Source organism: Sphingomonas eleionomae (genome assembly GCF_049889035.1).
Classification (GTDB): Bacteria; Pseudomonadota; Alphaproteobacteria; order Sphingomonadales; family Sphingomonadaceae; genus Sphingomonas.
Genome location: NZ_JBLTWP010000004.1, coordinates 133,443 through 154,415, shown reverse-complemented (window position 1 = coordinate 154,415; position 20,973 = coordinate 133,443). Strand labels below are relative to the sequence as shown.

16 protein-coding genes and 2 tRNA genes are annotated in these 20,973 nt (G+C 66.6%); 4 read left to right on the top strand and 14 right to left on the bottom strand.

The genetic code is table 11. The features are described 5' to 3' along the window. Positions 1–10: 10 nt before the first annotated feature. Positions 11–2,179 carry an autotransporter assembly complex protein TamA gene (locus ACNI3Q_RS11935; RefSeq protein ID WP_426277577.1) on the top strand — a complete coding sequence of 723 codons (2,169 nt, stop codon included), beginning with the start codon at positions 11–13 and terminating at the stop codon, positions 2,177–2,179. Continuing rightward, positions 2,179–6,363, top strand: coding sequence for a translocation/assembly module TamB domain-containing protein (locus ACNI3Q_RS11930; protein ID WP_426276961.1), 4,185 nt, complete (start codon positions 2,179–2,181; stop codon positions 6,361–6,363). Before ACNI3Q_RS11935 ends, ACNI3Q_RS11930 begins: the two co-directional genes overlap by 1 nt. A gap of 92 nt (positions 6,364–6,455) precedes the next feature. Here the strand turns inward: ACNI3Q_RS11930 and ACNI3Q_RS11925 are convergent. The 3 genes from ACNI3Q_RS11925 to ACNI3Q_RS11915 all read right to left on the bottom strand — a co-directional run bounded on the left by ACNI3Q_RS11925 (position 6,456) and on the right by ACNI3Q_RS11915 (position 9,063). Next, a tRNA-Met gene (locus ACNI3Q_RS11925) sits at positions 6,456–6,532 on the bottom strand. Between the two features lie 57 nt (positions 6,533–6,589). Beyond that, on the bottom strand, positions 6,590–7,117 hold the full coding sequence (locus ACNI3Q_RS11920; RefSeq protein WP_426276959.1) for a 2'-5' RNA ligase family protein: 528 nt from the start codon (positions 7,115–7,117) through the stop codon (positions 6,590–6,592). Further along, complete coding sequence (locus ACNI3Q_RS11915; protein ID WP_426276957.1) at positions 7,114–9,063, bottom strand: potassium transporter Kup; 1,950 nt, start codon at positions 9,061–9,063, stop codon at positions 7,114–7,116. Before ACNI3Q_RS11915 ends, ACNI3Q_RS11920 begins: the two co-directional genes overlap by 4 nt. Positions 9,064–9,326: 263 nt before the next feature. Here ACNI3Q_RS11915 and ald point away from each other — a divergent pair, with 263 nt between their 5' ends. After that, complete coding sequence (gene ald, locus ACNI3Q_RS11910) at positions 9,327–10,430, top strand: alanine dehydrogenase (RefSeq protein WP_426276955.1); 1,104 nt, start codon at positions 9,327–9,329, stop codon at positions 10,428–10,430. 6 nt (positions 10,431–10,436) lie between these two features. Here the strand turns inward: ald and ACNI3Q_RS11905 are convergent, their stop codons facing one another. From ACNI3Q_RS11905 to ACNI3Q_RS11860, 10 genes are all read right to left on the bottom strand, one after another. Continuing rightward, on the bottom strand, positions 10,437–11,093 hold the full coding sequence (locus ACNI3Q_RS11905) for a tetratricopeptide repeat protein (protein WP_426276953.1): 657 nt from the start codon (positions 11,091–11,093) through the stop codon (positions 10,437–10,439). Continuing rightward, positions 11,090–11,509, bottom strand: a complete 420-nt coding sequence (locus ACNI3Q_RS11900; protein ID WP_426276951.1) for a cytochrome c-type biogenesis protein — start codon at positions 11,507–11,509, stop codon at positions 11,090–11,092. The genes ACNI3Q_RS11905 and ACNI3Q_RS11900 overlap by 4 nt, the downstream gene beginning before the upstream one ends. Continuing rightward, positions 11,506–12,024, bottom strand: a complete 519-nt coding sequence (locus tag ACNI3Q_RS11895) for a redoxin family protein (RefSeq protein ID WP_426276949.1) — start codon at positions 12,022–12,024, stop codon at positions 11,506–11,508. Before ACNI3Q_RS11895 ends, ACNI3Q_RS11900 begins: the two co-directional genes overlap by 4 nt. After that, positions 12,021–13,976, bottom strand: a complete 1,956-nt coding sequence (locus ACNI3Q_RS11890) for a heme lyase CcmF/NrfE family subunit (protein ID WP_426276947.1) — start codon at positions 13,974–13,976, stop codon at positions 12,021–12,023. The genes ACNI3Q_RS11895 and ACNI3Q_RS11890 overlap by 4 nt, the downstream gene beginning before the upstream one ends. Then, positions 13,973–14,407: a cytochrome c maturation protein CcmE gene (gene ccmE / locus ACNI3Q_RS11885; RefSeq protein ID WP_426276945.1), complete on the bottom strand. Its 435-nt coding sequence runs from the start codon at positions 14,405–14,407 to the stop codon at positions 13,973–13,975. Before ccmE ends, ACNI3Q_RS11890 begins: the two co-directional genes overlap by 4 nt. Then, positions 14,404–14,535: a heme exporter protein CcmD gene (locus ACNI3Q_RS11880; protein ID WP_260020307.1), complete on the bottom strand. Its 132-nt coding sequence runs from the start codon at positions 14,533–14,535 to the stop codon at positions 14,404–14,406. The genes ccmE and ACNI3Q_RS11880 overlap by 4 nt, the downstream gene beginning before the upstream one ends. Continuing rightward, positions 14,532–15,248 (bottom strand): heme ABC transporter permease CcmC, encoded by a 717-nt coding sequence (gene ccmC / locus ACNI3Q_RS11875; RefSeq protein ID WP_426276943.1) that lies wholly within the window; start codon positions 15,246–15,248, stop codon positions 14,532–14,534. Before ccmC ends, ACNI3Q_RS11880 begins: the two co-directional genes overlap by 4 nt. A gap of 84 nt (positions 15,249–15,332) precedes the next feature. Continuing rightward, positions 15,333–16,382 (bottom strand): Glu/Leu/Phe/Val family dehydrogenase, encoded by a 1,050-nt coding sequence (locus ACNI3Q_RS11870; RefSeq protein WP_426276941.1) that lies wholly within the window; start codon positions 16,380–16,382, stop codon positions 15,333–15,335. A 52-nt stretch (positions 16,383–16,434) separates the two neighbouring features. After that, positions 16,435–16,511, bottom strand: a tRNA-His gene (locus ACNI3Q_RS11865). A 47-nt stretch (positions 16,512–16,558) separates the two neighbouring features. Next, positions 16,559–17,326 (bottom strand): ATPase, T2SS/T4P/T4SS family, encoded by a 768-nt coding sequence (locus tag ACNI3Q_RS11860; protein ID WP_426276939.1) that lies wholly within the window; start codon positions 17,324–17,326, stop codon positions 16,559–16,561. 146 nt (positions 17,327–17,472) lie between these two features. Between ACNI3Q_RS11860 and ACNI3Q_RS11855 the strand changes: the two genes are divergently transcribed. Continuing rightward, a complete protein-coding gene (locus tag ACNI3Q_RS11855; RefSeq protein WP_426276937.1) occupies positions 17,473–18,135 on the top strand; it encodes a prolyl hydroxylase family protein in 663 nt (220 codons plus the stop codon). A gap of 90 nt (positions 18,136–18,225) precedes the next feature. Here ACNI3Q_RS11855 and ACNI3Q_RS11850 read toward each other — a convergent pair whose 3' ends face one another. Next, positions 18,226–20,946, bottom strand: a complete 2,721-nt coding sequence (locus tag ACNI3Q_RS11850) for a TonB-dependent receptor domain-containing protein (RefSeq protein WP_426276935.1) — start codon at positions 20,944–20,946, stop codon at positions 18,226–18,228. Between the last annotated feature and the right edge of the window lie 27 nt (positions 20,947–20,973).

Genomic DNA, 20,973 nt, shown 5'->3' with positions numbered 1-20,973 from the left:
GACCGTGCCAATGCCTGCGCCAGCACCAGCGCCGACGCCTGAACCAGCGCCGGACAGCCCAGCGCCGGACAGCCCAGCGCCGGACAACGATGCCGACACCCCGATCGTCCCCGATGCGGAGTTCGAAGACGCGTTGCCCGCCCTGTCGAACGATCCCAACGCCCCGCTTGAACCGATGAGTGCCTTTGAGGGGAAGCCGGCGGACCAGCCAAAGCCGCAGGATCAGGGACAGCCGGCACCGCCCGCCAACCCCGCCACACCCGCCATTTCGGGCGATATTGCCGCTCCCGCACCGCTGCCCGCCGAACCCGTGCTGGCCGAACCGCTGCCGCCGCTCGACGGGTTCGACGTCACCCCGCCGGTCGAGGTCGCGGCGGAAACCGATCCGCGCACTGTCGAAATCCGCTACACCACGGTGGTCGAGGGACTGGACGCGCTGGGCCTGAATGACCTGTTCAACGATCTGTCCGCGTTGAAGGAAGGCGATGGCAAGGCCGCCAACGCCACGATGGTGGCCGCCCGCGCGCGGGAGGATGAACAGCTTGCCGTCCGCCTGATGCGCTCACGCGGCTATTATGACGGCACGGCGATTTCGACCGTCGAACAAAATCCGGCCAATTCCGGGCGGCTGCGCGCCACCGTGTCGGCCACACCGGGCAAGCAGTACCGGCTGGACGCGATTGCCGTCCGCGCCCAATCCACCGTCCCGCCAGGCCTGGTGGAAAGCGTGCTGCCGCTGAAATCCGGCGATCCGATCGAGGCCGACCGGGTTCAGGGGGCAGAGGCGAATGTCGCCCTGCAACTGCCGCGCCGGGGCTATCCGTTTGTCCAGGTGGGTCAGCGGGACATCGTGCTCGACGAACGCGACTTTACCGGCGACTATACCCTGCCCGTCGATACCGGCCCGCGCAGCAGCTTTGGCGGCCTGAAGACCGAGGGCGAGCTGGCGTTTGACGTCGATCATCTGGCCATTTTTCCCCGGTTCAAGGCGGGCGAGCTGTACGATGTCCGCCGCGTCGACGATCTGCGCGACGCCCTGATCGCGACGGGCCTGTTCTCCACCGTCTCGGTCGAACCGCAGCGGACCGGCACGCCTGGCCCCGACGGCACCGAACAGGTCGATCTGCTCGTCCGGCAGAATGCCGGTCCTGCTCGCACGCTGGCGGCCGAGGGCGGTTATGGCACGGGACAGGGTATCCGGGTGGAGGGCACCTGGACTCATCGCAACCTGTTCCCGCCAGAGGGCGCGCTGATCGTCAGCGCCGTTGCCGGGACGCAGGAACAGGGCGCCGGTGTCACGTTCCGCCGGTCCAATGCCGGCAAGCGCGACCGCACCTTCAGCCTCGCGGCCATCGCCAACCGGTCCAATTACGACGCGTTCGAAGCGTTCACCGGCACGCTGTCGGCCCGGATCAGCTATGATTCGACCCCGATCTGGCAGAAACGCTGGACCTATTATTTCGGTGCGGAACTGGTCGGCACGAACGAGGATGTGTTCAGTTTCGATCGCAACGAACGCATCCGGCGCACCTATGGCATTGCCGCGCTGCCGCTGTTCCTGGGCTATGACGCGTCAGACGACCTGCTCAATCCGACGCGCGGTTTCCGGGTCAAGCTGAACCTCAGCCCCGAGGCATCGGTTCAGGGCAGCACGCGCCCCTATCTGCGCTCGATGGTCGAGGTGACGGGATATTACCCGATCACCGACGATCTGGTCATCGCAGGGCGCGCCCGCGCCGGATCGATTGCGGGCATTTCGCGCGATAATCTGGCCCCCTCGCGCCGCTATTATGCGGGTGGCGGCGGGTCGGTGCGGGGCTTCGGCTTTCAGGAGCTTGGCCCCCGGACGATTGAACCCAATCCCGATTTCGACCCGACCGATCCAGAGGAAGAGGATTCGCCAACGATCTTCCGTCCGCTTGGCGGGCGCAGCCTCAACGAATTCGCGCTGGAGGCGCGCTATCGCTTCGGCAATTTCGGCATCGTGCCGTTCGTCGATGCGGGGCAGGTGTATGACAGCACCCTGCCCAAGGGGAGCGATCTGCGTTTCGGCGCGGGCATTGGCGGGCGCTTCTATACCAATTTTGGGCCGATGCGCGTCGACATCGCCACGCCGATCAACCGCCAGCCGGGTGAATCGCGCATCGCTCTTTATATCTCGATCGGACAGGCATTCTGATGGCCAGCGCACCGCCCGTCGATGAACCCGTGATCGTCCGCCGCCCCCGCTGGCAACGGATAGCGCGGATCATCCTGATCGTGCTGCTCGGTCTGGTGCTGCTGCTCGGCGCGCTGGTGCTTGGCCTCAACACCGGTCCCGGCCGGGCGTTTCTGGCCCGGCAAATCGGCGGCTACACGCTGGCATCCGGCCTGAACCTCCAGGTCGGGCGGATCGACGGGTCGATCTATGGCGCGATGGTGCTGCGCGATGTCCGGGCCAGCGATCAAAAGGGCGTGTTCGCCACCTCGCCCGAACTGCGCGTCGATTGGCGGCCGTTCGCCTTTGCGTCCAACCATGTCGATGTGCGCAGCCTGACCAGCCCGCTGGTCCGCGTCGACCGGTTGCCGGAGCTAAAGGAAACGCCGACCGATCCCGACGCGCCGCTGTTGCCCGATATCGACATCGACGTGAACCGGCTGGTCATCGACCGGATCGAACTGGCCCCGGCTGTGGCGGGCCGCCGCTATCTCGCCCGCCTTGCCGGTGACGCGCATATCGCGGATCGCCGGGCTCAGGTGCGGGCCGATGGCGTCACGCTGAACGGTCCCGGCCTTGCCGGCGGCGACCGGGTTGCCCTGCGCCTTGATGCCGTTCCGGATGCCGACCGGCTGGATGTCGACATGCGCCTCAACGCGCCAGCCAATGGCCTGATCGGCTCGCTGGCCGGGCTGAAGGCGCCGCTGGTCGCCACGCTTGACGGCGATGGCAGCTGGCAACGCTGGCGCGGCACGCTTGCCGGCACGCTGGGCGGCCAGTCGATCGCCAATCTTGCCCTGGATGCTGCCAATGGCCTGTTCCGGGTGCGCGGCGATGCGCGGCCGGGTCTGTATCTGACCGGCCCCGTCGAACGGCTGACCGCGCCGCGGCTGCAGATTGCGATGGATGCACGGCTGCTGGGCGACCGGCGGCTGGAAACGCAGCTTCGCCTGCGATCCGATGCAATGGCCGTCGCCACCCAGGGCCTGATCGATCTGGCGCGCAGCCGGTTCGACGGCATGCGGGCCGAGGCGCAGCTGCTGACGCCCGGCGCGATTGCGGACAATCTGAACGGCAATGCCGTGCGGCTGGACGTGGCGCTGAACGGCCCGTTCGCCACCCCGACCGTGGATTACAAACTCGCCGCCGCTGCCCTTGGCTTTGGCGAAACGGTGGTCGAACGGCTCTATGCAGAGGGGCAGGCACGGATCGATGCCAACCGCATCCTGGTGCCGGTCAATGCCCGCGCCGCGCGCATCGCGGGCCTCAATGCCGCGGTTGGTGGGCTGGTGACCAATGTTGCGCTGAACGGCGATATCGCCATCAACGGCACCCAGATCCTGTCCGACAATCTGCGCATCCGGTCCGACCGGGTGAACGCCACCGCGATCATCGCCGCCGATGTCGCGACGGGCCGCTATACCGGCGCGCTGCAGGGCCGGGTGAACAATTACGAACTCGCCTCGTTCGGCATCTTCGATCTTGAAACCAACGCCGATCTCTACACTGCGCCCGGCGGCGGCTACGGGATTCGCGGGCGGCTGGTGACCCGGACAAAGCGCCTGTTCAACGAAGGGATCGCATCGTTCCTGGGCGGCAATGCAAAGGCCGCGGTCGATGTCGTGCTGACGCCCGAAAACATCGTCCGGTTCGACAATCTGCGCCTCTCGGCCCCGCAATTCCGCATCACGCGCGGGCGGGGCAGCTATGATTTCGCCGGGCCGCTGCTGATCGATGCGGATGCCGTCTCCACGCAATATGGCCCGCTGTCCGCGCGGGTATCGGGCACAGTGGCCGCGCCGCTCGTGCTGCTGCGGGCACCGCGTCCGGGCGTCGGCATCGGCCTTGCCAATTTGGAAGCGCGCGTGCGTGGCCAGGGCGATGCCTATGCGATCACCGCCACCGGCGGCACCAACTATGGGCCATTCAACGCAAACCTTGTCATCCGCACCACCCCCCGCCTGAACGCGACGATCCGCGACAGCCTGTTCGCGGGGATCACGTTCAACGGCCAGGTTGCGGCGACACCCGCCGGGCCGTTTGCCGGGGTGCTCGACTTTGCCGGGTCCGGCGTCACCGGCCGCGCTGACCTGGGCGGACAGGGGCGGTTCCAGACGGCGGCCATCAACGCCCGCGCCTCCAACGCCGCCATCCCAGGCGACATGGGCCTGACCATCGGTCAGGCGCTGGCGACCGGCCGCGTGATCCTGTACGACGATGCCCCTGCCGTCACCTTCGACGCTCAGGTCGCCAATCTGCGCCAGGGCGAGTATGTCGTCACCCGCGCCCGTGCGCGCGGCGATTATCGCGGCGGGCGCGGCAGGGTTCAGGCGGTGGCGCGCGGCACGACCGGCGTGCCGTTCGAACTGGCCGCCAATGCCGACCTGACGCCCAGCCTGTGGACCGTGGCGCTAAAGGGCAAGGGCAACGGCGTCGGTTTCCGGACACAGGAACCCGCCCGCATCGACGTCAGCGGCAAGGACTATCGCCTGCTCCCCACTCGCATCACCCTGGATCAGGGGGCGGTGCGGATCGCTGGCCGCTATGGAAATGGCTACAGCCTTCAGGGTCAGCTTGACCGGCTCGACCTGCAAATCGCCAACGCCTTTGCCCCCGGCATCGGCATCGGCGGCACGGCCACGGGCAGCTTTGCCGTCGATCAGGGCGCGGGCGGCAACCCCAATGGCAATGCCCGCATCGCGATCAGCAACTTCACCCGGTCCAGCCTCGCTACAGTGTCCAGCCCGGTCGATATCCAGTCGATCCTCGACCTGAATGCCGGTCAGGCGGACGTGCGCGCGCTGATCCAGCGCGGCGGCGCGACCATCGGCCGGGTCCAAGCACGCACCGGGCTGACAGCTGGAGCTCCGCTGTCCGGAGGGGTGCGGTATAACGGCCCGGCAGAGGTGCTGTGGTCGCTGGGCGGCATCGCGGATCAGCAGCTGTCCGGGCCGATCGGTCTGGCCGCCGACTTTTCCGGCACGCTTGGCGCGCCGCGTATCACCGGCCTGGTCCGCGCCAACGACCTTGTCTACGAAAACGAAACCTATGGCACGCGCCTGTCCGCCATGCGGATCACCGGCCGGTTCACCAACGACCGGTTCGAGCTTCAGGACCTGCGCGCCACGGCGGGTGAAGGCAATGTCACGGCACAGGGCTTTGTTGGTCTGTCGTCGAACAGCGGCTTTCCGGTGGATGTGACCGCCCGGCTGAACAACGCCCGGCTTGCGCGCAGCGATATGATCGGCGCCACCGCCACCGGCGAAATCCGCCTGACCAACGGCCCGGACGGCGGCCAGATTCAGGGCGATATCCGCATTCCGGAGGCGCGGTACCAGATCATCCGGCAGGGCGCGGCAGAGGTCGCCGAGCTGACCGGCGTGCGCCGCCGCACGACTGCGCTGGAGGCCGCCAATGCGCCGCGCGGCTCCACCCCGCCGCCATCGGCTGGGCTCTTCCGCCTCGACCTGCGCATCCGGGCCGACAACCGGCTCTATGTGTCCGGCATGGGCCTGGAAAGCGAATGGCAGGCCGACCTGCGCGTGCGCGGCACGTCCGCCAACCCGCGCATTTCCGGCCAGATCGAGGCGATTCGCGGCACCTACAGCTTTGCCGGCCGCCGGTTCGAACTGGACGACGGCACCGTGACCTATGAGGGCAATGACCTGCTCAACCCCAATATCGCGATCTCGGCATCGACGACGACAGAGGGGGTGACGGCGATCATCAACGTGTCCGGCACTGCCCAGCGGCCGCAGCTTGCGTTCACCTCTACGCCCGCCCTGGCGCAGGACGAGGTGCTGGCCCGCATCCTGTTCGGCCGGTCCGTCACCAACCTGTCGGCGATTCAGGCGATCCAGCTTGCCTCGGCGCTCAATTCGCTGCGCGGATCGGGCGGCGGGCTCAACCCGCTGGGCGAACTGCGTCAGGCGGGCGGGATCGACCGGCTGCGCATCCTGGGCGCGGACGATACCGCCGGCCGGGGCACCGCCCTTGCCGCCGGCCAGTATCTGACCGACGATATCTATGTCGAAATCATCACCGACGCGCGTGGCTTTACCGCAACCCAGCTGGAAATCGCCCTGACCCGCGCCCTGTCGCTGTTGTCGCAAACAGGCAGCTTCGGCGGATCAAGCGTCAACCTCCGCTATTCGCGGGACTACTGATCCCGCAACCGCGCCGGTGATGTTGAGGGGGCGATCTGCGCTATTCGCGGGACTACTGATCCCGCAACTGCGCTGATGATGTTGGGGGGTAATGGTAGCGGAGGAGGGACTTGAACCCCCGACCCCAGGATTATGATTCCCGTGCTCTAACCAACTGAGCTACTCCGCCCCATGTCAGGGCACCCTTGCGGGCGAAGCGGCGACTTAGTGCGGGCGGGCGCGCCGGTCAAGCGAACATATGCCGGGATAATGGTTCCCATGGCCCGCCGCGATAGGCCCAGCAGCCGATGCCCGCGATGGCCAATGGGCGGACGCGGAAACCGGCCTCCATTTCGGCGCGCAATGCCTTGGCCAGATGCGGCTCCACCTTGTTCTGGATCGTCACGTGCGGACGCCATCCGGCCTGATCCTGAGGCACCAGCATCCCCGTGAACGCATCGGCCAGCCGGTCGCGCAGCGCGGCCAGGTCGGGGCTTTCGATGCGAAAGGCGGTGCCCCGGCCCAGCGTGACGACACCCGCAATCCATGCCCGGGGCGCGGGCTGCCCCCGTGTTTCGGCATTCAGCCGCTGCCGCAATTCGGGCAGGATCGCGGGCGGCAGATGGTGGAACAGCGTGATGTGCGCCGGCACCTGATTGCGCTCGGGCGGGAAATGCGCGCGGCGCAGACCGTCCAGCCACGCGAAATCCTGTTGCCCGAACAATGCCGTCACGATGACCGGTGCCACACCGGGCGCGACGTCGGATCCGCTCAAATCTCGACCTGACTGCCCAGCTCGACCACGCGATTGGTGGGCAGCCGGAAAAACTCCATCGCGCTTTCGGCGTTGCGCAGCATCCACGCGAACAGCTTTTCCCGCCACAGCGCCATGCCCGGATTGGCCGACGGCAGCAGCGTCTGGCGCGCCAGGAAAAAGCTGGTGTCCATCATCTTGAACGCCGAACCGCACTCGCGCACCTGCTTCAGCGCGGCGGGCACATCTGCCTCCTGCATGAAGCCATAGCGCAGGACCAGCCGGTGGAATCCCTGACCCAGATCGGTCAAATCGGTGCGCCGGTCATCGGAGATATAGGGTTCGTCCGAAATCTTGACGGTCAGCAGGATGACCCGCTCGTGCAGCACCTTGTTGTGCTTGAGGTTGTGGAGCAGCGCGTGCGGCACGCCATCCGGAGTGGACGTCATGAACACTGCGGTGCCCGGCACGCGCGCCGCGCTGTTCGCCGCCGACTGGATGAACACCTGGATCGGCATGGCGCTCTGGCGCAGCCGCTCGATCATCAGCTTGCGGCCCTTTGCCCATGTGGTCAGCAGCGTGAACACGATCAGGCCGACCAGCAACGGGAACCAGCCGCCATCCGGCACCTTGGTCAGGTTGGCCGCGAAATAGGCGGTGTCGACCAGGAAGAACAGCGCAAGCACGCCGCCCGCGACCAGCTTGTTCCACTTCCACAGGCTGAACAGCACGACGACCAGCAGACAGGTGTCGATGAACATCGCCCCGGTCACCGCAATGCCATAGGCGGCGGCCAGATTACTGGACGACTGGAACGTCAGCACCAGCAACAGCACCATGACCATCAGGGCCCAGTTGATGACGGGGATATAGATCTGGCCCTGCGCACTCGCCGAGGTGTGGGTGATGCGCAGCCGGGGGATAAAGCCCAGCTGGATCGCCTGCTGCGTCAGGCTGAACGCGCCGGAAATCACCGCCTGGCTGGCGATGATCGTCGCCATCATCGCCAGGATGACGAGCGGCAGGCGAAAGGGTTCGTCGGCCAGCAGGAAGAACGGGTTCCTGATCGCCTCCTGCGCCGCGACGGGATCCAGCGACAGGATCATCGCCCCCTGCCCCAGATAATTGAGCATCAGGCCGGGCAGGACAAAGAACATCCACGACACGCGGATCGGGTTGCGCCCGAAATGACCCATATCGGCATACAGCGCCTCTGCCCCCGTCACCGCCAGCACGACGGAACCCAGCGCCAGAAAGGCAGAGCCGAAATCCCGCGAAAAAAACTGGACGGCGTACCACGGGTTCAGCGCCATCAGGATCGTGGGATCGGAGGCGATGTGAATGATGCCCAGTACCGACAGGGTGATGAAATAAAACACCATGATCGGACCGAACAACGCACCCACCTTGGCCGTGCCGCGCGCCTGAATGGCGAACAGGCCGACCAGGATGCCGACCGAAATCGGCAGCACCCACGGGCCGAACCGCGGATCGACGGTGGTCAGACCTTCCGACGCCGACAGCACCGACATCGCCGGGGTAATCATGCTGTCGCCATAGAACAGTGCGGTGGCGAATACGCCCAGCATCACGATCGGCCCGGTCCACCGCTTGCCGCCGCCCGATTGCCGGTTGATCAGCGCCAGCAGCGCCAGACTGCCCCCCTCGCCCTTGTTATCGGCGCGCATGATGACCGAGACATATTTGATGCTGACCACGATCATCATCGACCAGAAGATCAGGCTGAGCACACCAAGGATGTGCGTCGCGTCCGGCGTCAGCGGATGATGCCCGGCAAAGGTTTCGCGGAACGCGTAAATCGGGCTGGTGCCGATATCGCCGAACACGATGCCGACCGCGCCCAGACACAGCTTCCACAGCGCACCCGACGGATGATGCGCGCCGGTGGCGCCGTCGGACGCGTCGCGTGCCGACGGGGCGACGTCGGTCGGGGTTTCCGAGTTCACGGGCGTGATGTCCGCCACCAAATGCAAACGGCCAAGTTCATAAGGCCCGCGTTCATGCCCCAAGTGAAGACGCGCGGCGTTAGCACCCGCAGCACCGGGGAACAAGGGCTCGACTCGCATCCCCGCCACCTTGGCAACGGATGCAGGCCGCGGGACGATGTTCGGGATATAATGCAACAGCAACGGCGCAATTATCGAGCGGACCTTACCCGGCGGATGGTGCTAAACCGCCACCAACAACCGTTACGGAGAAGGATCGGGCCATGCGCATCGGCGTGCCAAAGGAAATCAAGAACCACGAATATCGCGTCGGCCTGACCCCGCCCGGCGTCGCGGAACTGACCGCGCGCGGCCATCAGGTGATTGTTCAGACGGGCGCGGGCAGCGGCATCGATTTCGCCGACAGCGATTATCAGGCCGCCGGTGCCACCATCGCCCCGGATGCCGCATCTGTTTTTGCCGGCAGCGACATGATCGTGAAGGTGAAGGAGCCCCAGCCGTCCGAAATCGCGATGCTGGAGGCGCGGCACACGCTGTTCACCTATCTGCACCTAGCCGCCGACAAGCCGCAGGCCGAAGGGCTGATCGCGTCGGGCGCGACCTGCATCGCTTATGAAACCGTCACCAGCGCCAACCGATCCCTCCCGCTGCTCAAGCCGATGAGCGAAGTGGCAGGCCGCATGTCGGTTCAGGTGGGCGCGCATTATCTGGAAAAGGAACAGGGCGGTCGCGGCGTCCTGCTTGGCGGGGTGCCCGGCGTCGCTCCGGCGCGCGTGGCGATCCTTGGCGGCGGCGTTTCCGGCATCAACGCGGCCCAGATGGCGACCGGCCTGCGCGCCGATGTCACCATTTACGACATCAACAATGACCGGCTGGCCGAACTGGACATGCATTTCGGCAGCCAGATCAAGACCGCCTATGCCAGCAAGGCGGCGATCGCCGCAGCGGTCAAGAACGCGCATCTGGTGATCGGCGCCGTACTGGTTCCGGGCGCAGCTGCCCCGAAACTGGTAACGCGCGAGATGCTGAAGACGATGAAGCGCGGCAGCGTGCTGGTCGACATCGCAATCGATCAGGGCGGCTGTTTCGAAACCTCGCGCGCGACGACGCATGACGAACCGGTGTTCGAAGTGGACGGCGTCATCCATTATTGCGTCGCCAACATGCCCGGCGCAGTGGCGCGCACCAGCACCTTTGCGCTCAACAATGCAACGCTGCCGTTCGTCCTGAAACTGGCCGATCATGGGGCCGAGGCCGCGATGCGCGCCGATCCGCATCTTGCGGCGGGGCTGAACGTGTCCGGCGGCCGCATCCGGCATCAGGCGGTGGCCGATGCGCTGGACCTGCCGTTCCAAGCCTGGGCCTAATCCCGGTCAGCGGCGGGGGGCGGGCGCGCCTTCCGCCGCGGGCTGGCTGGCCAGCACGCCGTCCAGCAGCACCAGCCGGGTCATGATCGACTGGCTGGCATCGCTGCCCGGCCGGGCCAGCCGGGCTGCACGGGCCCAGGCCCCCCGCGCCCGCACGAAATCGCCCGCGCGGACATGGGCCAGACCCAGATAGAACCACACGCCCGGCTGGTCCGGGCCAAGCTGCACCGCCCGGGCAAAGGCGCGGCGCGCCGGCGGGGACAGCGCATTGCCGTCATGCTCCTGCAACGCCAGGCCAAGCCCGGCCCACAGCGCGGGATCGCGCGGCGATTGCTGCAATCCGCTCAACAGCACCTTGACCGCCGCCTCGGTCTTGCCCGACCGCAGCATGGCGTCGGATGCGATGAAATACTGGTCGGAAAACACGAACTGCCCGAACATCGACCGGCGCAGGGCCAGCTGGCCGGGGTCCATCGGGCGGGTCGCCCGCTGCGCCTCGGTCGGGCTGCCGGTCAGCGACGGCCGTCCCTGCAGCGCATATCCCGCCGCGCCCAGCATCAGCGCCGCCAGCGCCAGCCGCAACACGCCGCCGGACACGCGCGCACGCCACAGCACAAGCGCGGCGGCGACCAGCAGGGCGGTCAGAATCACCCAGCCCATCATGCGCGCTTCTTCCTGCGAAAACTGGTCGCTGCCACGATCACGCCGATGATCAGCATGACGATGGGCGCGATCCACAGCGGCGCGGTCGCCGCACTGATCGGCGGGTCATAGCTGACATAGTCGCCATAGCGTTCGATCAGCCAGTCGCGCACCTGTTCCGCACTGTCGCCCGCTGCAATCCGCTGCCGCACCAGCGCGCGCATGTCGCCGGCCATGTCGGCATCGCTGTCCGCAATCGACTGCCCCTGACACACCAGACAGCGCAGCGTGTTCATCAGCGCCTTTGCCTCGGCCTCCTTGGCGGGGTCGGACAGCTGGGTATTGGCCATGCGCGCCTGTGGCATGTCCGACTGGGCAGTCAGCGGCGCGGCGATCAATGCCGCCGCCAGCGGGATGACGAACGCCCGTTTCCTCATCGTGCGGCCTCCAGCGCGGCGATCAGCTTCGGCACATCCTCGTCGCGGATCGGCCCAATATGCTGGGCACGGATGATGCCGCCCGCATCGACGACAAAGGTTTCGGGAACGCCCGCCGATCCCAGCGACAGCTGAAACCGGCTTTCCCGGTCGTCCCCGATCGCGCGATAGGGGTCGCCATAATCGTTCAGGAATTGGGTGGCGGCAGGCGCAGTGTCGCGGATGGCGACCGCATCGATCGTCACGCCGCGCTGCTTCAGCGCCATCAGCTGCGGCGCCTCTGCGGCACAGGGTACGCACCAGCTGGCAAAGACGTTGATCAGGCGCGGCCCGGACAGCGGCTTGTCCAGCCCCGGCTTGCCCGCGATCAGCGCCGGCAGCGCCAGCGCCGGAACCGGTTTGCCGACCAGCTTGGACGCCACGATCGATTGCGGATCGCGCTGCAACCCGGCAACGAACAGCACGACCAGCGCGGCGAAGGCGATCAGCGGTGCCCAGATCAGCCAGCGGTTCATGCCATCGCCTCACGCGCACGGCGGGCCAGCCATTGCCGGCGTTCGCGCCACACCCGGCCGAGCAGCGCCAGCGCGCCGCCAAAGGCGATCATGCCGCCGCCGAACCAGATCAGCGTGACCCAGGGTTTCCACCACAGCCGGATCTGCGCCCGGCCCGATCCATCATCCTTGCCAATCACGGCATAAAGCTGTCCGTCGGCCAGGGTGCTGATCGCCGCCTCTGCAGTTTCGGTGGGCGGCGATGCAAAGAACCGCTGCTGCGGGCGCAGGACGAACGGCTTGCCCGCCTCGCCCCGCTGGACGGTCAGCTTGGCCTCGATGGCGGACCAGTTGCTCCCGACCACCGGCTGGATCCCGTCAAAGGTCACGGTGAACGGCCCCACCGAAATCCGCTCGCCCGGCGCTGCCGCAACCAGCTTTTCCTGCGTGAACGCGCCCTCGCTGGCCATGCCGGCCACGCTGACCGCAACGCCCAGATGCGCGATCGCCATGCCGACCGTCGCCATCGGCAGACGCCGCCAGTTGGGCACGATCAGCGGCTGGATGCTGCCCACCGCCAGCCCCGCCGCCAGCGCAAGGCCCGCAATCGCCGCCCAGCCCGCGCCCGGCGCCATCAGCCATGTCGCGGCCGCCGTGACACAGATTGCCAGCACCGGCGCGAACAGCTTGCGCGTCACCCGCGCCTGATCGTCGCTGCGCCAGCGCAGCATCGGCCCGATCGCCATGCCCGCCATCAGCACCAGTGCGATGGGCGCCGTCGATTTGTTGAAAAAGGGCGGGCCGACCGACAGCTGTTGACCCATCGCCGCTGCCGCAATCGGATACAGCGTGCCGATCAGCACGATGCCCAGAATGACACTGAGCAACAGGTTGTTCAGCACCAGCCCGCCTTCGCGGCTCAGCAATTCGAATGTCGCACCCTGCCGCACCGTCCCGATCCGAAGCGCAAACAGCGCCAGCGCGCCGCCGATATACAGGCCAAGCAGTACCAGAATGAACGTGCCACGCTCAGGATCGACGGCAAAGGCATGGACGCTGGTCAGGATGCCCGACCGAACCAGGAACGTGCCCAGCATCGACATGGAAAAGGCGATGACCGCCAGCATCACCGTCCATGACCGCAGGCCGTCCCGCGCCGCGAGCACATTGACCGAATGGAGCAGCGCCGTCGCCGCCAGCCACGGCATCAGCGAGGCATTCTCCACCGGGTCCCAGAACCACCAGCCGCCCCAGCCCAGCTCGTAATAGGCCCAATAGCTGCCCGCCGTGATGCCCAGCGTCAGGAAGATCCACGCGATCAGGATCCATGGCCGCATCGCACGGGCAAAGGCCGGCCCGACATCTCGGACGACCAGCGCGCCGATGGCAAAGGAAAAGGCGACCGACAGGCCGACATAGCCGATGTACAGCGTGGGCGGGTGAAAGGCGAGGCCGGGGTCCTGCAACAGCGGGTTCAGGCCCAGCCCCTCCGGCGCGGCGGGGTTCATCCGGGCAAAGGCGTTGGAGGCGAACAGGATAAAGGCGTAAAAGCCCAGCGCGATTGCCGCCTGCGCACCCAGCGTCGCGGTCAGCATCGGCTTGCTCAACCGCCGCTCGATGATCGCAATCGCCCCGCCGGCCACCGCCAGCACGGTCACCCACAAGAGCATCGACCCTTCGTGATTGCCCCATGCGCCAGCGATCTTGTACAGCATTGGCTTGGCAGTATGGCTGTTTTCCGCCACGATCAGCACTGACAGGTCAGTGACCGCGAACAGCCAGATCAGCGCGCCGAAACTGATCGCGGCCAGCACGCCCTGAACGACCGCAACGGGGCGAACCGCTGCGTGAAACTGATCCGCCACGACCGCGCTTCGTCCGTCCAGGCGGATGCCGGCCACTGCGGCACACAGCTGGAACAGCGCCATTGCCGCTGCCAGCCACAGCGCGGCCAGACCAAGTTCGGCGATCATTGGGGGATGGTATCCTGCGGCTTCATCCGGCTCGCCATTTCGGGCGGCATGTACCGCTCGTCATGCTTGGCCAACAGATTGGTGGCGCGGAAACTGCCCTGGCCGGTAAAGCTGCCTTCGGCCACCACGCCCGACCCCTCCTTGAACAGGTCGGGGGCGATGCCGCTGAACGTCACGGGCACCCGCGCCTTGCCGTCGGTGACGGTAAAGCGGATCGACACGCCATCGGGCTGACGCTGGATTGACCCTGCCTCCACCATGCCGCCTAGCCGCACGGCACGGCCCGGCTCTGGCGGGTTGGCGACCGCATCGGCGGGGGCATAAAAGAAAGCGGCCTGATCCTGCAGACCGGACAGGGCGAGCGCGCTGGCGCCCATCAGGGCGACGATGGCCAGCCCGGCCAGGGCCAGCCGCTGATGCTTTGCCTTCATCGCCGGTCCTTCATTGCATCCGATGCCCGCTCGGCCCGGCGCATCGCGCGCCAGCTGGCCAGCGACAGGGCAACGACGCCCAGCATCACCACGCCATAGGCGGCGATCACGAAGGGCCAGGGGTTCATGCCGCCGCCATCCGCCGCATCCGCGCCTCGACCCGCGCCTCTGCCAGATAGGCCCGCATCCGGATCAGCACGATCGCACCGAACCATAGCGAAAAGCCCAGCACGGTCAGCCATAGCGGCCACAACAGGCTGTCATCGATGCTGTTGCGGGTCAGCGTGATGCTGGCCGGCTGATGCAGCGTGTTCCACCAGGTGACGGAATATTTGATGACCGGCAGCAGCACGGTCCCCGCCACCCCGAACAGGGCGGGAATGCGCCCGTCGCCGCCGCGCTCGGCATCGCCGCGTTCCAGCGCGATCCAGCCGAGATAGACAAAGAACAGGATCAGCATGCTGGTCAGCCGCCCGTCCCATTCCCACCATGTGCCCCAGGTCGGCCGGCCCCAGATCGAACCGGTGATCAGGCACAATGCCGCAAACAGCGCACCGGGCGCGGCAACCGCCCGCGCCGACAGCGCGGCCAGCGGATGCCGCCAGATCAGATAGCAAAGGCTGGACACCGCAATGCCCGTCCATCCGCCCATGCCCAGCCAGGCGGCGGGCACATGGATGTACAGGATGCGGACGCTGTCCCCCTGCAGATAATCCGGCGGGGTCACGAACAGCCCGGCCCCGGCCCCGACCAGAATCAGCGCAAGGCCCAGCCAGAACAGCGCCGGCGTCAACGGCCGGGCGATACGCAGGAAACGGGCTGGATTGGCTAGGGCGTGCATGGCGTTATCCGTCCACTACACACAATATGCGGGCCATGCCACACCGGCTTTGGGCCGTGGGGTGATAGCCCCGCTCGATTGCGGTCAGCTGCGCCCGATCAGGCGGCGGGCAATGGCATCGGCCACTTCCGCCTCGGGCTGGCCGGTGCGGGCGCTTTCGTCCCACACCTCGATCAGCCGGTCGGGAATGCGCGTGACACGGGCATCCACCTCGGCCCGGTCGCCCTGCCCCAGATATTCCAGCGCGACATTGATGATGCCGCCCGCGTTGATCACATAATCGGGCGCATACAGGATGCCGCGCGCGTGCAGTCGGGCGCCGTCGGCGCGGGTCGCCAGCTGGTTGTTGGCACCGCCCGCCACCGCCTTGCACTTCAGCGCCGCGATGCTCGCCTCGGTCAGCACCGCGCCCAGCGCATTGGGGCTGACGATCTCGGCCTCTTCGGCCAGGATCGCGTCGGTCGAAACAGTTCGCGCACCCAGCTCGGCAGCCAGCGCCTCGGCCCGGCGCGAATCGACATCGGCCAGGATCAGGTCCGCACCATCGGCCGCCAGCTTGCGCGCCACGCCGCCGCCCACGCTGCCCACGCCCTGAATGGCGACGCGGACGCCGTGCATGTCATCGGTGCCCAGCACCCGCCGTGCAGCCGCGCGAATGCCCAGATAGACGCCATGCGCCGTGGTCGGCCCCGGATTGCCGCCCGCCGCACCGCTGCCCACCGGCAGACCGCTGACATGGCGGGTTTCGGCCGCAATCGCCTGCATGTCCGCCTCGCTCATGCCGACATCCTCGGCGGTGACATAGCGGCCGCCCAGCGAATCGATCGCACGGCCGAATGCCGCCAGCAGCTCCGGCGTCTTGGTGCGCTCTGCATTGGCCAGGATGACGCCCTTGCCCCCGCCCATCGGCAGTCCGGCCATGGCGTTCTTGTAACTCATGCCCCGCGACAGGCGCAGCGCGTCGGTGATCGCCGCGCCGTGATCGGCGTAATGCCAGAAGCGGACACCGCCCGCCGCCGGGCCCAGCGCCGTGGAGTGCACCGCAATGACCGCCGTCAGGCCGCTTTCCCGGTCAGTGACCAGGTGGACGCCTTCATGGTCGTCAAAATCGGGAAATCCCCAATCGGTGGGCATGGTTCCATCTCTTCGGGCAAAGGGCGGTGGGCGGATCCGCCATCAGGAGCAATGGGGCGACCGACGGGACTTGAACCCGCAACTTCCGGCATCACAAGCCGGCGCTCTAACCAATTGAACTACGGTCGCCGCGAAGCCGCGCGCTTAGCGGCACTTGCCCGCGCTGGTCAAGCATATCAGTTTCGGTCCCGCTGGACCAGCGGATCGCCGCGCGAAACCCGCACCGCCTCGGCCCCCGAAATGATGCCGGTCCGCGCCAGTTGCCGGGCAATCGACCCCATGGTCGGCATCTGGACGAACGCATGGCGGGCCAGGATCGCGGCATCGCCGCCCCCGTTGATCAGGCGGCGGAGCGGATAATCCACCTCGATCACCTCGTGAATCGTCAGCCGCCCGGCAATCCCGCTGTCGTCACAGGCCGGACAGCCCGGCGCGTGATGCACCACCGACCCCGGATCGAACCCCAGCAGGGCGGCGACGCTGTTCGATGCCTGTACCGGATGGCGACATACGGGGCACAGGCGCAGCACCGGTTGCTGGCCGATCACCAGCCTGAGCGTCGATGCGATGGCGAAATCGTCCTGCCGCATGTCGCGCAGCGTCTGGATCGCGGCCAGCGCGCCCGCCGCCTCGATGCTGGCCAGCACGATCCGGTCCTGCAATGCGGCCTGCACGGCATGGTCGGCGCTGCGCCGGTCGTGAATGCCGTCGATCAGCAGCGGCGGCGCCCCCTCGCCACCATCCGCTGCGCCCAGCCGCTGCTCCATGCGGGCCAGCGTGGCCGAACGCCCGCTGCCCCCGTGCCCGGCGACCAGCAATAGGCCGGTTCGCCGGGCAAGCGCGCGGGCCAGCGCCATATCCTGCGCCGGATGCGACAGCATGGGGTCCGCAACCGCCGATGGCGGCACGATCGTCGCGCTGTACCCCGGCCCGTTGATCGTCATCCCCTGCCGCAGCCCCCTGACCCGTCCGGTCCTCCGCTAACGCCGCGATGTTGCGCTTTTCTTGCAGTTTTATTGCGCTGGCGGGGGGCGATGTTGCCCGGCTTCAGCCCCTTTCGATTCGCCCCGCGCTTTGCCATGGTTCCGGCATGAACGACATGGCGCCCCTTCATCTGGGTTCCGGCTATCCGGCCGAACCCGTCATCGCCCGGATCATCGCCCAGTCCGGCGTTCAGCGCGTACCCAGCCCAAAGCTGGACCTGTTCCAGCGGCGCGGGTTTCTGGAACCCGAGCTGTGCACGGTCCTGATGGCGATGATCGACCGCGATCGCCGCCCCTCGACGATCAGCGACGACAATGGCGACGCTGCCTTTCGCACCAGCGAAACCTGCGATCTGGCCGCCGATGCCCCCGCGGTGATCGAGGTGGAGCGGCGAATCACCGCCTTTTGCGGGATCGACCCCGCCCATGGCGAACCGCTTCAGGGGCAGCGATACGCCGTGGGGCAGGAGTTCAAGGCGCATACCGATTATTTCGAGCCGACCGGCGTCGATTTCGACCGGTTCTGCTCAGTCGCGGGCAATCGCACCTGGACCGTGATGATCTATCTGAACGAACCCGATGCGGGCGGGGCCACCCGCTTCAAATCCATCGACAAGATCGTTCAGCCGGAAACCGGAAAGCTGCTCGCCTGGAACAATCTGCGCACCGATGGCAGCCCCAATGCCGCCACGCTGCACCATGGGATGAAAGTGCGGGCGGGCACCAAATATGTGCTGACCAAATGGTTTCGCGAACGCCCATGGGGATGATCGGCCGGTCGCGGACGGTCTTTCCCGCATAAAGAAACGGTGCCGGAGCGGTTGGCTCCGGCACCGTCAGTGCCTCTGGCTTGGGGGCCGTCAGAGTTTGACGCTGGCGCTGACCGAGAAAATCCGGCCAAGCTGGAACGTATTGGTGTCGACGCGGACATCGTTGGGAAAGCTCTGGAATTCCTGCGACCGCGTGCCCGTCAGGTTGCGGCCCTCGAACTTCAGCTCGATCTCGCGGTCGGTGCCCAGTGCGATCCCCTGCCGCACCACGACGTCCAGCCGGATGCCCGGCCGCTCGACGATGTCCGGCAGGCGCAGGCCGTCGATCACCGGACCACGGCTGACGACGCGGTCGGTGGCGTAATTGAACAACAGCGTCGCCTGAGTGCGGCTGTCCTGATTCTCGATGCCCAGCTGCGCGTTGATCAGGTGGTCCGACTGCCCGACCAGCGGCGCGCCGTTGACGAACACCAGATCGGCGGCAACCGGCGGCGCGCCAAAGATCGGATTGGACACCGGCTCGTCGCCGATCAGCAGCTCCGACTTGGTATAGGTATAATTGGCCAGCGCCAGGATGCGCGCACCGCTCCACAGCGAATCGATCGGGAAATACTTCTGCACCTCGATCTCGCCGCCATACAGATTGGCCTTGGGTGCGTTCGAAAATCCTGTGAAGAACGTGCTGCTGCCCGGCGCCAGCACCGCGATCTGTTCGATCGGGCTGTCGATCCGCTTGAAGAACCCGGCGACGGTCAGCCGCTGATCGCGGCCAAAGAACCATTCGTACCGCGCCTCGGCATTCAGCAGTTCCGAATCCTGCAGGTTCGGGTTGCCGAAAAACTGCCGGTTGGAATCGAAATCCACGTACAGCTGCGGCGCCAGCTCGCGGAACTGCGGCCGGGCGATCGTCTTTGACCCGTGCAGGCGCAGCTGCATCGAATCGGCGAAGTTCCACGTCAGCGTCGCCGCGGGCAGGATATAGCTGTTTTCCAGATTGGTGCCCGGCTGCACGCCCGTTGTGGTGCGCAGCGCCACCGTTTCCTTCGCATCTTCGTACCGATACCCGACCGTGGCGCGTAGCCCGTCGAGCAGTTCGGCCTCCATCTGGCCATAGACGGCGTGAACCGTCAGCCCAGCGTCATAGGCGGGTGCGGCATTCGCGCCGGAGCCGGAGATGTTCTGAAGATTGATGCCGTACAGGCTGATGATCGCATCCGACAGCAGGAAGTCGGGCCGCAACTGGCCGATCTCGATCGGCAGCGTCGCGTTGTTCGGCCCGACATAGCGGAACTGATAGCGGCTGGCCGTACGCTCGGCATCGCTGAACGCATAACCGGCCGACAGCGTGACCGGACGATCCAGGTCCAGATCATAGCTGAAATCGATCGCGCTGGCCCACAGGTCCTCGTTCAGGTCGCTGAACGCGATCTGCGCGGTCTGCGTCGTGCCGCCCAGCGTATTAATGTAATCGTTGATGCCGTTGGCGTCGGTATATTCATAGCGGAAGAACCGCTCATACGGCGCTTTGCGCTTGGTGTTCGAATAAGAGCCGCGGAAATCGACCTGCAGCTTGTCGAAATCCAGCTCGCCGACAAACTGGCTGGTGAACAGCTGGCGCTCGAACCAGTTGGTATATTGCTCGATATAGGTCGGGATCGGCGCGAACGGACCGGGAATGCCCAGATTGTCGAAATCGCCCGCGCCCAGAATGCCCTGCTTCAGCGTGTCGTGGATATAGACATTGGTGAAGCGGAACCGGTGTTCGCCCACTTCCGCGCCCAGCCCGATCAGGCCGTTGACCAGGATGCGGTTGTCGGTCGTCACCGTGGTGAAATCGCTGGCCAGCAGGCCGTCGGCGGAAATCGCCGTCTGCTGCCGGGCGGAACGCGTGCGGAAACTGTTGGAAATGCCGCCCCCGGCGATCAGGCCGACGCGAACGCTATCGCTGACGTCCACGGCCGTGCCCAGCGACAGATCGCCCGACCAGTTGGGCGGAATGTCGCGGTTCTCCTGCAACAGCGTCGTCTGCGCATTGGTCAGCTGCGTCGCCTGTTCCGGGGTCAGTCCGGTGTTGTTCTGTCCGGCATCGCGCACGAACCGCGGCACGCTGCGCGTCCCGTCGTCATATCCGAACACATCGCTCGACCCGCCGTCATAGACATAGCCAAGCTCGCTGGTTGAATAGGTGTCGAAGCCGACGGATCCGCCCAGCTGGATGAAACTGTCCTTCGGCACCGCGCGGGTGGTCAGGTTGATCGCGCCGCCGCCGAATTCGCCGGGATAGTTCGCCGAATAGCTTTTCTGGACCAGCGCCGATGCAATGACGTTGGTCGGAAAGATGTCGAGCGGTACCACGCGGCGCAGTGGTTCGGGGCTTGGCAGCGGCAGGCCGTTGAGCAGGGATGAGGAATAGCGGTCGCCAAGGCCGCGAACGAAGACGAACCCGTTGCCGACGACGCTCAGGCCGGTCACCCGCTGCAGCGCGCCCGCAATGTCGCCCTCGCCGGTCCGCTCGATATCCGCCTGGGACAGGACGGAGACGACCTGCGGCGTCGAGCGCACGACATTGGGGATGAACCGGCCGACGACGACGATGTCCTCGACATTGCCGGCACCAGGCGCGGAAATCTCGACCTCTTCCTCCGGCGTTTCCTGCGCCACTTCGCCCTCGGCAGGCGGGGGCGGCGGCACGTCCTGCGTCTTCAGGCCCGGCACATCGGCGGCCGGCGCCGCCTCACGCGCAACGGCGGCGGGCGCCACCAGCATGGAGGTCAGGAGCAGCAGGCTGCCAAAGGCGATCTTGTTTTTCATGGTCGTTCTGTTTCCGGCTCGGGAGCA